Origin of the sequence: Rhodococcus sp. Ni2, assembly GCF_021352185.1 — a bacterium.
In the GTDB taxonomy this organism is placed as follows: domain Bacteria; phylum Actinomycetota; class Actinomycetes; order Mycobacteriales; family Mycobacteriaceae; genus Rhodococcus_F; species Rhodococcus_F qingshengii.
This window is the reverse complement of the sequence record NZ_WOXZ01000001.1, coordinates 2,574,362-2,587,446: the sequence shown is the minus strand read 5'-3', so window position 1 is coordinate 2,587,446 and position 13,085 is coordinate 2,574,362. Positions and strand designations below refer to the sequence as shown.

The following is a 13,085-nucleotide window of genomic DNA, read 5'->3' as shown; positions in this document are numbered from 1 at the left end:
AAGGCCAACGGACTGAGGTCAGTACAGGTACTTGCGGTACGCCTCTTGTCTGGCGGGTTCGAGGTCCTCGACGCGCAGGCTGTGTTGCTCCGCCATCATGTCGCGCAGACTCGGCACCTCATCGGATGCGGGCCACGTCGACGGATCCCACAGCTTCGCCCGCAGAATCGCTCTCGCGCAATGCAGATACGCCTCGTCGATCTGCACGATCACCGCAAGCTGTGCAGGCTTGCCGTTCATCGCCATCGAATCCAACAGATCAGGATCGGTGGACAGAGTCGCCGTGCCGTTGACGCGCACGATCTCGTCGTGCCCGGGCGCGAGAAAGAGGATCCCCACGTGAGGATTCTCGATCATGTTCCGGTACGAGTCGGCGCGCCGGTTGCCCGGACGATCCGGGAGCACGAGCGTCTTCTCGTCAGGAAACAGAACCTGACTGACCAAGTCGCCGCGCGGCGAGCAGTCGCAATTTCCAGCCGCATCGGATGTCGCAAGCACAAAAAACCTTGCCTGCTCGATGAATTCACGGATCAACGGAGTCGTGTAAGCGGTCTGCTTCTCCATGATCGTCGGATGGGGCTGTCCGAGAATCGCATTGAGTTGTTCCACGGATTCGATCCGCCCGCCCGGGGCGTTCGACGCCGTCACGTCAACACGTCGTCGAGGACGTGGTGGCGCCCGAGCGGCAACACCAACGGCTTACCCGAGATGGGGTCGGGGATGATTCGGCTCTCGAGACCGAAAACGGTGCGGACGTTGTCGCTCGTGAGCACCTCGGCAGGATCACCCTCCGCGTAGACCCGGCGATCGGCCATGGCGACGAGGTAGTCGGCGTAGCGGGCGGCGAGATTGAGATCGTGCAGAACCATGACAATCGTTGTACCCCGAGTCCGGTTCAGGTCGGTGAGCAGGTCCAAGACCTCAACCTGGTGGCTCACGTCCAAGAAGGTGGTCGGCTCGTCGAGTAGAAGCAGATCGGTTTGTTGGGCGAGCGCCATCGCAATCCACACACGTTGGCGCTGACCACCGGAAAGCTCGTCCACCGATCGTTCGGCCAATCCGGTTGTGTCCGTGGCCGCAAGCGCCTCGGCGACAGCTGCGTCATCCTCGCGGCTCCACCTCGACAGCACCCGCTGATGTGGATGACGACCACGGCCGACGAGATCGGCGACAACTATCCCTTCCGGTGCGATCGGTGACTGCGGCAGCAGACCGAGCGTGCGAGCGAGCTTCTTCGCAGGCAGGCGATGAACATCCTTGCCGTCCAACAGAACATGACCGCTTCGGGGACTGAGTAGCCGCGACATCGACCGCAGCAGTGTCGATTTGCCACACGCGTTGGCGCCCACGATGGTCGTGATCTTTCCCGGCGGCACCGCGAGGTCGAGCGATTCGACGACGGTCCGTCCTCCGTAACCGAGTTCGAGGTTTTCGGCAGTCAGAGTATGGGATTCGGTCACAGCGAACCTCCCGTTCGGTTGGAGCGAATGATGAGGTAGACGAGATACGGCGCTCCCAGCGCGCCAGTCACCACGCCAACGGGGTAGCGGGTGCCGAAGGCGTACTGTCCGCAGAAATCGGCAACTAGCACCAGCAGCGCTCCGACCAGCGCCGACGGAATCAAAAGTGATGTTCCCGGACCGACGATGCGGGCGGCGATGGGCCCTGACAGAAATGCGACGAAGGCGATGGGCCCCGCAGTGGCAGTGGCAAAGGCGATGAGTCCGACGGCCGCAATGATCGACAGAATGCGCGTTCGTTCCACTCTGACGCCGAGCGCTTGTGCTGCGTCGTCACCGAGCTGGCTGGTCGAAAGGTTGCGCGATTGGCTCAGCAGCACCGGTCCGAGGACAACCAGCGCCAGGAGTAGGGGAACCGTCGAACCCCAGTTGGCACCGTTGAGACTGCCGGTGAGCCAACGCATCGTCTCCTGCAGATCCCATGCGGCGGCGGTACTGAGCAGGTAGGCGGTGACGCTGTCGAGCATCGCGGCCATGCCGATACCGATCAGGATCAGCCGAGTGCCCGCCACACCGTCCCGGAAAGACAGAACGTAGATCAAGACTGCGACGCCCAGACCGACGGCGATAGCAAAAACCGATACCTGTGAACCGCCGAGTGAAAGCGAGATGATCGCGAAAGCCGCTGCAGCGCTTGCGCCGGAGCTGATTCCGATGATGTCGGGGCTCGCGAGCGGGTTGCGCAGCATCGTCTGGAACGTGATGCCGCCCAAGCCGAAACAGATTCCGGCGACCACAGCGAGGACAGCGCGAGGCAGCCGGAGGCGGCCGACAGTGAACGAGGCACCAGGCACGTTCTCCCCCAGCATGACCCGAAGCACATCTGACGGCGGGTAGAAGGTTTTTCCCACCATCAGAGTGACCGCGAAGGAGGCGACGACGAGGACCATCAGCACGGCAATCACGATGCGGCGGCGTCTACCTCGCCGGATACGGCTTGCTCCGACTGCGTCGACCTCGACTTCGGGAGTAACGAATGTAGTGGTCACAGCTCACGTATCTTCTGACGGCGGACGATATAGATGAAGAAGGGCGCTCCGATGAGCGCGGTGATGATGCCGACGTCGATTTCGCTCGGCCGGGCGACAATTCGTCCCAGAATGTCGGCGGCGACGAGAAGGCCGGCACCTGTCAGCGCAGAAAACGGTAGTAGCCAACGGTTGTCGATACCGATCAGCAGGCGGCACAGATGCGGGACAACCAAACCGACGAAGCCGATCGGTCCGGCAATGGCAGTGGCTGCACCGCAGAGCAACACTGCACCGAGCGCTGCCACTGCACGAACCACCGCGACGCGTTCGCCGAGACCTGACGCAACCTCGTCGCCGAGCGCAAGAGAGTTGAGACTGCGCGCTGACAGCAGACAGATCACGAAGCCGACAATGAGGAAAGGCAGACCCTGCCGGATCACCTCGAAACTCGCGCCACCGACGCCGCCGATCTGCCACGAACGAATGTTGCCCGCAATATCGTTTCGCGGCAGCATGATCGCAGTGATGAACGAAGCAAACGCAGCCGATGTTGCGGCCCCGGCAAGAGCCAACTTGAGTGGCGTGGCTCCACCTCGCCCGAGTGACCCGACTACGTAGACGAACAATGCCGCCCCGGCTGCACCGAGTACGGCCACCCAAATCATGCTGGTCTGGGTCCACAATCCGAACCACGCCATTCCGATCACCACGGCGAGCGAAGCGCCCATGTTGACGCCCAGGATTCCGGGATCCGCCAAAGGGTTTCGGGTAATCCCCTGCATCACAGCGCCGGCAAGACCGAGCGCGGCTCCCACGACGATCGCGAGCACCGTCCGCGGAATGCGCTTGGCAATCGCGCCCTGACCGATATTGTCGGTGGAACCGCCAAGTGCGGCAACGATGTCGGACCAATCGACCTCACGAGAGCCGATGACGATCGAGGCGCACATGAGCACCGCGAGGACCACGAGAAGGGCGATCAGCCACAGCGAATTGCCGAACGTCGGGCGCCGCGTATCGCGAGCGCCCGACGTCGAATCCTGCGAGGTTACAGTCACTCCGACTTTCCAGCGGCCCCGGCGAGCAGATCGACGTAGTCGCCGAGTACCCACGAAATCGCGAGTGGAGTCGGGTTGGCCGCCGTTCCCATCGGCCCGGTTCCATTGAGGAACACGATCGCGTTGTTGGCGACGGCAGGCATCTGCGAGAGCAGCGGGTCAGCCTTGAGTGCGTCGACAAGTGCCTGGTCACCGTAGGTGACGATCAGTTCGACGTCGTCGAAGACGTCCACACGCTCCGCACTGACCTTCTTCGAGAACTCACCACCCGTCGAGGCGTCGGCAACGCTCTTCGGCGTCGAAAGTCCGAGGTCCTCGAAGAACGCGGCGCGCGTGTCGTTCGCCGTGTAGAAGCTGACCTGGCTCAGATCAGCGGTGTCGACGTGCGTCAGGAACATGGTTGCCTTGCCGGCAAGCTGCGGATGCGCGGCAACCTCGTCGGCGATCTCCTTCTCGATGGTGGAGATCAGTTCCTGCCCTTCGGATTCCATGCCGAGGCCCATGCTGTTGAACTTGATGACGTCACGCCACGACGTCGCCCACGGCCCCTCGGGATACGCCACAACCGGAGCGATCTCACTGAGAGTGTCGTAGTCCTCCTGCGTCAATCCGGAGTATGCGGCAAGAATGACGTCAGGGTTCGTATCGGAGACGGCTTCGAAGTCGATGCCGTCGGTCTCGTCGAAGAGCACCGGCGGCTTCGCGCCAAGGTCGTCGAGCTTTTCCTCGACCCACGGCAGCATTCCGTTGCCGTTGTCGTCACCGAAAGTCGCCGCTGCCATTCCGACGGGAACCACGCCGAGAGCAAGGGGCACTTCGTGATTGGCCCAGGCAACGGTGGCAACTCGCTCCGGCTTGGCGTCGATCGTCGTAGTTCCGAAAGCGTGCTCGATCGTGACAGGGAAGGAGCTGTATCCGCTTCCGGCGCTGCCGCCGTCGGCGGTCTCCGAGGAGTCGGAACTGCAAGCTGTCATGCCGAGGGCGACTGCGACCGCTGCTGCGGCCACCGCCAAGAAGCGTTTTGAACGCATGAAAACAGAACTCTCTCGAGAAGGGGTACGGCCCTCAACCCGGATCAATCAGGCACTTAGGTGAGGTTTGCCTAAACCGTATACGGGAGGGCAATGTGGCGCAATCGCGTGTTTGGGACACCCCGTGTAGCGATCGAGACAAGGTGTGATGGCCGATCAGCTAGCCCGGAACATCCCTGGTGTAGCGCCTGTAGTGCGCCGGAATGCCGCCCCGAATGCGCTGGTCGAGTGGTAGCCCACACGCTCGGCAACCTCTTGTAGATCCAAGCCGTGGGCAAGAAGGGTCACCGCTCGTTGGGCGCGCACAGCCGAGACCCACTGCCCGAAACTCATCCCGGTCTCCGACCGAAATACCCGGGTGATGGTTCGCGGGCTGACACCGAGGAGCCTTGCCCAGTCGGACAGCGTTCGCATGTCACTCGGATCGTCACCGATCGCATCGACGATGGGTTGCAGAAGTGGCGAGTCCGGCACCAGCACCAGCAACTCGTTCGGCGACGGTGCCAGCACGTCGATCACCATCTGCTCCGTGAGCGAGCGCGAAGGAGCTCCGAGTGACTCGTCTGCCAGTCGCTCGAGGAGGTTCCGCAGCAGCGGAGTGACCTCGATCGCCACCGGCACGTCGGACAGAGAAGGAACCGATGCGATGTCGAGCTGAGCGGCGCGATACCAGGTGCCGGCCGGCGCGATCGCCGAGTGCAGGACGCCGGCGGGCATCCACAGACCGACGGTCGGCGTAATGGTCCACGTGCGCGATCCCACCGTGGCGCTCGACGCTCCCCGCTCGTTCCACAACAATTCGTGAGTCGGGTGCGAGTGCGCATCCCACCGGGTCTCGCGGGAGACAAGTTCGTCCATGCCCGCAATGACAAAGGGCACCTCGACCGCCCCGGCCGAGTAGACCGGGAGCGTCCGACTGTCGACGGTCTCCAACGGGTTCTCCTCGGTTCGCGTGGCTGCTCCGCAGAAAGCATAGGTCGCGGGGATCGGTTGTCGGTTCCCACGATCGCGAGGATCACCGCCCGAAATCGCCGAGGTGACCTCACACACATTCAAGAATTGCGTATGCACCACAACAAAAAGAAGGTCACAGACCTGAAGTCTGTGACCTTCTTTCTTGTGCGCCCGAAGGGATTCGAACCCCTAACCTCTTGATCCGTAGTCAAGTGCTCTATCCGTTGAGCTACGGGCGCATGTTCTGTTGTCTTGCTGGTCTTGCGTGTCTTACCGTCGTAATTTCTATCATTTCTAACCCGCCGGTCAAAATCACCGGCTTGGCGGAGGCGAGAGGATTTGAACCTCCGGTCCCTCGTAAAAGGGACAACTCATTAGCAGTGAGTCCCATTCGGCCGCTCTGGCACGCCTCCCTGGGGGTTCCGATCCTTTCGGACCGCCGGATCGAAAGATTACACACCCTTCGCCACCAAAGGCAAAACGTGTGGTCAGCGGGCTGTTTTGTGGACTTACCGCAGGTGGCTGTCGAACCAGTCGAAGATCCGGGTCTGAGCTTCGATGATCGAGGCCGAATCAGGGTCGTCGAGGTCAGCGTCCTCGGACAGCTGTGGCGGCTCGTCCGCCCGGTGAGCCAGTCCGGCGTAGCTGACCACCAGTGTCGCGACGTCGGCCTTCGCGGTCGCTTCCCGGAGCAGAGTCACGTGTTCGCGAGGCGTGCTGGGATCGTCCTCGCCGTACAGCGCCAGCCACGGCGCCTGCAGGGAAGTGGCCGCGTCGACAAGCGCCTGAGCATCCACCGACAAGGCTTCGACGATTCCCCGGGCGGCGACGCTCACCGCGGCGCCGACGGGACGGCTGGTGGCCACGAGCATCGCGGCGGTACCGGCGTCGTCGAATCCGAGCACCCCGATGGTGTCTGCGAGAACTTCGCGTCCGACGAGCCAATCGAGGGTCGCGTCGAAGTCGGCGAAGAGGTTGTCACCGAACACCTCACCCTGCATGTGTTCGGGTTCGCGGTGAAACAGGTGAGGTGCGACGCTCACCCACCCTTCGCCGGCAAGCGCGCACATCAGATTCAGCAGAGCCGGGCTGAACTTCCGGGCTTCATGCAGGACGACGATCCCGCCCCGCGTCGGGCCGTCCGGCTCCACCACGGTCAGCGGAACAGCCGTGGCGACCTCCCCTTCGGCTCCGCGCAGATACGCGGTGGCTCGGAAGATTTCCGACATCTTCTAACTCTGACACGCAGACGGCCGCTACGCACCAAATCAGTGCGCGCATAATCGACTCGTGACCGCACACATTCGCCCTGACCTCGCCTCCATCCCCGCCTACGTTCCCGGACGCAATTTTCCGGGTGCGATCAAGCTGGCGAGCAACGAAACGACAGTAGGGCCGTTGCCCGGTGTGCGTGACGCCGTCGCCGACGCGGTCGCCAATGCCAACCGCTACCCGGACAATGCCGCGGTTGCACTCATCGAGGCGCTGGCCAGCTTCTTGAAAGTCGAGCCGGCCAACGTCGCCGCTGGTTGCGGCTCCGTGACGCTGTGCCAGGAACTCGTGCAGATCACGTGCGATCAGGGTGACGAGGTCATCTACGCGTGGCGTTCGTTCGAGGCGTACCCCGTGGTCACCCAGGTCGGCCATGCCGTCTCGGTCAAGGTTCCGCTGACCGAGGACTTCGGCCACGACCTCGACGCGATGCTGGCCGCGATCACGGATCGCACGCGGTTGATCTTCGTATGCAACCCCAACAACCCGACCGGCAATGCACTGTCGAAGGCAGAGCTCGAGAGCTTCCTCGACGCGGTCCCGGCGCACGTCGTCGTCGCACTCGACGAGGCGTACTTCGAATACTCACGCTCGGACGCCGACGGCATCGAGCTGTTCCGCAGCCGCCCCAACGTGGTTGTTCTGCGCACCTTCTCGAAGGCGTACGGCCTCGCGGGAATCCGCGTGGGTTACGCGGTCGCGGATCCGGAGATCATCGTGGCCCTCGGCAAGGTGCACACCCCGTTCACCGTGAGCGCTGTCGCGCAGGCCGCCGCAATCGCTTCCCTGGCTGCAGCAGACGAACTGCTTGCCCGCACCGAAGGTGTCATCGCCGAGCGGACGCGAGTTCGAACCGCTCTGATCGAAGCCGGGTACACCGTCCCCGAGTCGTCGGCGAACTTCGTCTATCTCCCCCTCGGAGAACTCTCTCCCGCTTTTGCTGAGGCGAGTACCGAAGCGGGCATTCTGATCCGCCAGTACGGCGTCGAGGGCGTCCGGATGACCATCGGCGATCCACACGAGAACGACGCATTCCTCGCTTTCGCGAACACCGACGTCGCGAAGCAGGCCGCGGGCATCGGCGTCACCGCGTGACACTCGATACATAACTGTTACGCCGAGGACTGGAATTCGTTTCGGCAGACGGGCACACTCAGGGAGGTTCGAGGCCGGTCCGAGTGAGGGAGCACGACGCATGACGCGACGCATGACACGAACGTGTGCCGTGCTCGCAACGACCCTTCTCGCCACCACCGCGACCTCCCTGAGTGGCGTCGCCAACGCAGAGTCCCAGGACACGGTGTCGGTACGTCTGTTGGCGTTCAACGATCTGCACGGCAGTCTCCGCCCGCCGGAAGGTGTTCGCAGCGAGATCAGGCAGGCCGACGGCTCGCTCACTCCCGCAGGTGGCGCGGCGTATCTCGCTGCTTACGTGACGCAACTTCGCAGCCAAGCCACCAACTCGCTGCTGTATTCGGTCGGTGACAACTGGGGATCGTCGGCGCTCGAGTCGGCGATGTTCAACGACGAACCGACGGTCGAACTCCTGAACCGGATGAAGATCGACGCTTCCGCGATCGGCAACCACGAACTGGACAAAGGGCTCGCCGAGTTCCGTCGCATGCAGTCCGGCGGTTGCTCCGCCGTCGATGCGTGCACGTTCAGTCCGTCCTTCGGCGGCGCCAACTTCCCTCTGATGGCCGCGAACATGACGTACACCAACGGCGCTCCGGCCACGCTGCCGTTCACCGTGAACATGGTCGACGGCATTCCGCTCGGAGTCATAGCGATTTCCCCCGCCAACACGTCGCAGATCGTGACACCGGGCGGGATCGCCGATCTGCAGTTCGGCGACGAGGTCGAAGCGATCAACCGCACCGCCGACGTCCTCGACTTCTTCGGCGTCAAAGCCATCACCGTCCTCCTGCACCGTGGGGACGAACCGGCCGTCGAAGGTGGGCCCAACGACTGCAACGTCGAGTCCGGCCCGGCCCGCGACATCGCCCTCCGCGCCTCACCGAAGGTGGACGTCATCTTCACCGCCGACAGCCACCAGCAGTACAACTGCGAATTCCCTGATCCCGCAGGCAATCCCAGAGTCGTGATGCAGGGCGCTTCGCACGGCCGGATCGTGTCCGTCGCAGACGTCACCATCGACCGCAACACACGCGAGGTCGTTCGCGATCAGACGTCCGCGTTCAATCAGATAGTGACACACGATATTTCGCCGGATCCCGATATTCAGGCTCTCGCCGACCGGGCCTGGTCGGAGGCGTCGGACAGCGCTCAGCGGCCGGTGGGGACCATTACCGCCGATCTGACACGCGACCGCGTCCCCAGCGGCGAATCGACACTCGGCAACCTGGTCGCCGACGCTCAACTCGCCGCCGGATCGACACGAGGCGCCCAACTAGCGTTGACGAACCCCGGCGGCATGCGCGAGGACTTGGACTTCGGCACTTCCGGCCAGGTCACCTACCGCCAGGCCTACGGTGTTCAACCCTTCGGTAACAGCCTCGAGGTGCTCTCCGTCACAGGAGCGGTGTTGAAGGACGCTCTCGAACAGCAATTCCAGATCGACCTCGACGGCACCGCTACCGAGCGCATCCTCTCCCCGTCCGCGGGCTTCACCTACGCCATGGACCGGCGAGCAGCGCCGGGCTCGCGAATCTCGGAAATGCGTCTGAACGGGCAGGACATCGCGCCCGACGCCGTCTACAGCGTCGTGGTGAACAAGTTCCTCGCCGAGGGCGGGGACGGCTTCACCGCACTGAAGAACTCCACCCAGATGACCGGTGCTGGCAACGACCTCGACGCCTTGACCGCCCTGTTCGCAGCCGGGTCACCGGTCTCGCCACCTGCCACCGACCGCATCCGCACCATCGGCTGACTAGGCATCCCCGCGCTCGATTGCCTAGTCTCGACGGGTGATCATCGCGACCCATAACGGCAAGTTCCATGCAGACGACGTCTTCGGCGTATCGCTGCTCAAGCAGCTGTACCCCGACGCCACCGTCGTTCGCAGCCGTGACGAGTCCGTCCTCGACAGCGCGGACATCGTGCTCGACGTCGGCGGTCGCTACAACCCGGCCGAGGGGCGCTTCGACCATCACCAGCGTGATGCCGGCGAGCGCAGCAACGGCATCCTGTACTCCGCCTTCGGTCTGCTCTGGCAGGAATACGGCCTGCAGTTCTGTGAAGGCGACGCCTCCGTGTTCCGCCGTATCGACAGCCGACTGGTCGAGGGCATCGACGCCGTCGACAACGGCCAAGAGATCTACACCCTCAACGACTACGGCACCAAGCCTTTTGATCTGTCGTCCGTGCTGGACCTTTTCAATCCGATCTCGTCCACCGACGAGGAGTTCGACACCCAGTTCGAGCTGGCCGTCGTTCTCGCAACCCAGGTCTTGATTCGCCTGCGCGCCAAGTATGCCGGCGACGCGGCGGCCGAGCGCGAGTTCACCGAGACCTACGAAAAAGCAACGGATCCGCGCTTCGTCGTGCTGGAACGCTTCGTTCCCCACGGCCGCGCCGCGTCGGCCCAGCCAGAGCTGCTGTTCACCATCTTCCCGAACACCAACGGCGGCTGGTCGATTCAGACGGTCAAGCCTGCTGACTCCAAGTTCGGTTCACGAAAGCTGTTGCCGGAGCCGTGGCGCGGCCTGAACGGCTCGGATCTTGCCGCCCAGACGGGCGTCGACAGTTCGGTCTTCTGCCACAAGGCCGGGTTCATCGCGGCTGCGCAGACCCGTGACGGCGCCCTCCAATTGCTCGAACTGGCACTGGCCGAGTAGTTCTCAGCTCATATTCCCAGCGCCGTCTTCACCGTCGGCCAGGAATCGTGAAGCGCGTCTTGCCAGTACGGCCACGAATGGGTGCCGTCGTTCCGATACGCGAATACTGCGGGAATCGACAACTCGCCCAACCTCGCTTCGAACAGTTGTGTGCACGTATTAGCGAGCGCCTCGAGCGGTCCGCCTTCGATGGCGGTCTGCAGTCCACTCGGGGTGAAGACGTTGTCGTATTCTCCGGGCGCACCTGTACCGGAGGACACGTAGATCGTCTTCCCTCGCAGCGTTTCCGCGTTGGTGGACGGGTCGTGCTTTTGCCAGTCGGGGTCCGACGCCGGACCCCACATGTTGGTGGCGTCGCCCGCCTTGCTGGCCACGGTGAGCCGCACGGAATCCTGCGAGGACGATTCGGAGTTGTCGAGACAGCCACTGTACGAGGCCAATCCGGTGTAGAGCTTCGGGTGATGTGTGATGAGGTTGGCCGCGCCGAGCGCACCCATGGACACCCCGCCGACCACGTTCGTCCCATTTCCGGAAAACGCAGAATCGATCAACGTCGGAAGTTCTTCTGCGAGAAACGATTCCCACTTGTTCACACCGAGGTTCGGATCGTCGTTCTTCCAGTTGGTGTAGAAACTGCCGGTGCCGCCCACGGGGAGAACGACGTTGACGTTCTTGTCAGCGAAAAACGTTTCGATGTCGGTCTTCTGGGTCCAGGTGCTCTCGGAGTATCCGGATTCCGAACCGGCACTGACTCCGTCGAGTAGGTAGAAGGACGGACGTGAACCGGCGCTCGACGCTGGATGCAGAACCTGCACTTGTACCTCGCGTCGCATGGCCGGCGACTCGACGAACACGGCACTGCGTGTGGGCGACAACTGCTCTATGCGATTGATGTGAGCCCCGGCCTGACCGGCCGAATCTCCTGGTGGGTTTTCAGGTGCCGGTTCGGCATACGCCACTCCGCCCACGACAAGCGCGAGCACGACCAACACAATCCCGACAAACCCAAATCTCCGCATCCGTCAAGCGCCCCCTGAGCATCGCACGACTACCGCTGACCCTCGATTGGACAGGACGAACGTCCCGGGGTCAACCCACTGGTTGGGATTTATTACTCGCGGGTATCCAATGGAGTTGGACAGTTCTCCACCGATGCACACACAGGTGTGGATAACTTCATTCACATCCACTTCCCAGTTGTGCATAACCTGTGGACAAAAGGATGAATTACAACAGAGTTATTCCTCCTACCTGCAACGATTCGTTTCCCCACAGTGTGCATAACTTTGTCGAACAGGGCTCGCGAGACGCCGGTTTCCGGGCGTGTCCATGCAGTTCACACCGCCGCGCCACTCTTTGTTCACAGGCCCGACACCACCGGCCGACAATGCTCCCCACCCCGACTTCATACTTGTTGCATGCTGACCGCTCTGCTCGCCGCCACAGCTGTGCTCGCCCTACTGACTCTGGTCCCCGGGCCCGACATGGCCGTCGTGACGCAGGCTGCTCTCGGCGCGGGCAGATCCGCCGGTTTCCGCGTAGCGGCCGGCATCGTCTCGGGCCTTCTGGTGTGGGGTCTGTTGACCGTCCTCGGGCTTTCGGCGATCCTCGCCGCGTCGGCCGAGGCGTACACGGTGGTCAAGCTCGCCGGCGCGGCTTACCTGATCTATCTCGGTGTGCGAGCACTGTGGGAGAGCCGGACGTCGCGGATGCAACACAATGCCGACGCTCCACGATCGCAGAAGGCCGGGACATGGAAGACGGGCTTCACCACCAACCTGCTCAACCCCAAGATCGCCGTCTTCTACACCGGACTGTTGCCGCAGTTGGTTCCGGCCGGGTGGCCGACGGGACCGTCGCTTGCATTGCTGGTGCTCATCCACGCAGCCATCACCATCGTGTGGCTCAGTGGCTACGTGGTCCTTCTCTCGCGAGCGCGTAGCACCTTCGAAAAGCCCCGAGTGCGACAGGCACTCGAGCGCATAACCGGAACAGTTCTTCTAGGATTCGGAGCGAAGATCGCGCTCGAAGCGCGCTGACACGGCAATCGGAAAAGAGTAGAAGTGGGCGCGTGGGGATCGGGACCGTTCGAGAACGACGGTGCAGGGGATTTGATCGCGTCCATCGGGCACGGTGACTTCACCTTCGAATCGGTGGAGTGGGCATTCGAGGACGACTACCTCGAGGTGGACGGCGGCCAAATCGCCATCGCCTTGCTCGAATTGGTGCTGATCGTGCGCGCCGATCGCAAACGCGACCCCGCCGCCCAGGACCTCGATCTCGACTCCTTCACCTCGGCTCTGACCAGTGAACGGCTCACCTGGCTGATCGAAATGGTGGAGCGCACCATCGCATCGACCGATTCGGAACTGTTCGAGCTGTGGGACGAGCAGGGACCGGAAGAGCTTGCGTCGTGGCGAGTTCCCGTCGTGGACGGTCTCGAGGATCTGCGCGTTCTGTCGGTCTGATTCCGTCGCCGCTC

At 63.0% G+C, this 13,085-nt stretch carries 13 protein-coding genes and 2 tRNA genes; 5 read left to right on the top strand and 10 right to left on the bottom strand.

The window, feature by feature from the left end; all coding sequences use genetic code 11:
- Positions 1–18: 18 nt before the first annotated feature.
- The 9 genes from GN300_RS12575 to GN300_RS12535 form a co-directional block, all read right to left on the bottom strand.
- Positions 19–648, bottom strand: a complete 630-nt coding sequence (locus tag GN300_RS12575; protein ID WP_042447707.1) for a pyridoxamine 5'-phosphate oxidase family protein — start codon at positions 646–648, stop codon at positions 19–21.
- Positions 645–1,460, bottom strand: a complete 816-nt coding sequence (locus GN300_RS12570) for an ABC transporter ATP-binding protein (RefSeq protein WP_063315235.1) — start codon at positions 1,458–1,460, stop codon at positions 645–647. The genes GN300_RS12575 and GN300_RS12570 overlap by 4 nt, the downstream gene beginning before the upstream one ends.
- Positions 1,457–2,509 carry an iron chelate uptake ABC transporter family permease subunit gene (locus GN300_RS12565; RefSeq protein ID WP_063315236.1) on the bottom strand — a complete coding sequence of 351 codons (1,053 nt, stop codon included), beginning with the start codon at positions 2,507–2,509 and terminating at the stop codon, positions 1,457–1,459. Before GN300_RS12565 ends, GN300_RS12570 begins: the two co-directional genes overlap by 4 nt.
- A complete protein-coding gene (locus GN300_RS12560) occupies positions 2,506–3,549 on the bottom strand; it encodes an iron ABC transporter permease (RefSeq protein WP_063315237.1) in 1,044 nt (347 codons plus the stop codon). The genes GN300_RS12565 and GN300_RS12560 overlap by 4 nt, the downstream gene beginning before the upstream one ends.
- Positions 3,546–4,580 carry an iron-siderophore ABC transporter substrate-binding protein gene (locus GN300_RS12555; protein WP_063315238.1) on the bottom strand — a complete coding sequence of 345 codons (1,035 nt, stop codon included), beginning with the start codon at positions 4,578–4,580 and terminating at the stop codon, positions 3,546–3,548. The genes GN300_RS12560 and GN300_RS12555 overlap by 4 nt, the downstream gene beginning before the upstream one ends.
- Before the next feature lie 156 nt (positions 4,581–4,736).
- On the bottom strand, positions 4,737–5,654 hold the full coding sequence (locus tag GN300_RS12550; protein ID WP_007731681.1) for an AraC family transcriptional regulator: 918 nt from the start codon (positions 5,652–5,654) through the stop codon (positions 4,737–4,739).
- Between the two features lie 46 nt (positions 5,655–5,700).
- Positions 5,701–5,773 (bottom strand) — tRNA-Arg (locus tag GN300_RS12545).
- Positions 5,774–5,855: 82 nt separating this feature from the next.
- Positions 5,856–5,947: transfer RNA gene (locus GN300_RS12540), tRNA-Ser, on the bottom strand.
- 96 nt (positions 5,948–6,043) lie between these two features.
- The gene (locus tag GN300_RS12535; protein WP_003943860.1) at positions 6,044–6,763 is read right to left on the bottom strand and encodes a dienelactone hydrolase family protein; all 720 of its coding nucleotides are present in this window, start codon (positions 6,761–6,763) and stop codon (positions 6,044–6,046) included.
- A 61-nt stretch (positions 6,764–6,824) separates the two neighbouring features.
- On the opposite strand from GN300_RS12535, the gene hisC reads away from it, so the two are divergent.
- The 3 genes from hisC (at position 6,825) to GN300_RS12520 (ending at position 10,603) form a co-directional block, all read left to right on the top strand.
- Positions 6,825–7,901, top strand: coding sequence for a histidinol-phosphate transaminase (gene hisC / locus GN300_RS12530; protein WP_007731684.1), 1,077 nt, complete (start codon positions 6,825–6,827; stop codon positions 7,899–7,901).
- 100 nt (positions 7,902–8,001) lie between these two features.
- Positions 8,002–9,696 (top strand): bifunctional UDP-sugar hydrolase/5'-nucleotidase, encoded by a 1,695-nt coding sequence (locus GN300_RS12525; RefSeq protein WP_030535773.1) that lies wholly within the window; start codon positions 8,002–8,004, stop codon positions 9,694–9,696.
- Positions 9,697–9,733: 37 nt separating this feature from the next.
- A complete protein-coding gene (locus GN300_RS12520; protein ID WP_003943978.1) occupies positions 9,734–10,603 on the top strand; it encodes an MYG1 family protein in 870 nt (289 codons plus the stop codon).
- An 8-nt stretch (positions 10,604–10,611) separates the two neighbouring features.
- Here the strand turns inward: GN300_RS12520 and GN300_RS12515 are convergent, their stop codons facing one another.
- The gene (locus tag GN300_RS12515) at positions 10,612–11,622 is read right to left on the bottom strand and encodes an alpha/beta hydrolase family protein (RefSeq protein WP_063315239.1); all 1,011 of its coding nucleotides are present in this window, start codon (positions 11,620–11,622) and stop codon (positions 10,612–10,614) included.
- Positions 11,623–12,021: 399 nt separating this feature from the next.
- On the opposite strand from GN300_RS12515, the gene GN300_RS12510 reads away from it, so the two are divergent.
- Both GN300_RS12510 and GN300_RS12505 read left to right on the top strand, forming a co-directional pair.
- On the top strand, positions 12,022–12,642 hold the full coding sequence (locus GN300_RS12510; protein WP_007731691.1) for a LysE family translocator: 621 nt from the start codon (positions 12,022–12,024) through the stop codon (positions 12,640–12,642).
- 24 nt (positions 12,643–12,666) lie between these two features.
- Positions 12,667–13,071 (top strand): DUF4259 domain-containing protein, encoded by a 405-nt coding sequence (locus tag GN300_RS12505; RefSeq protein WP_063315240.1) that lies wholly within the window; start codon positions 12,667–12,669, stop codon positions 13,069–13,071.
- The last annotated feature ends 14 nt before the right edge of the window (positions 13,072–13,085 follow it).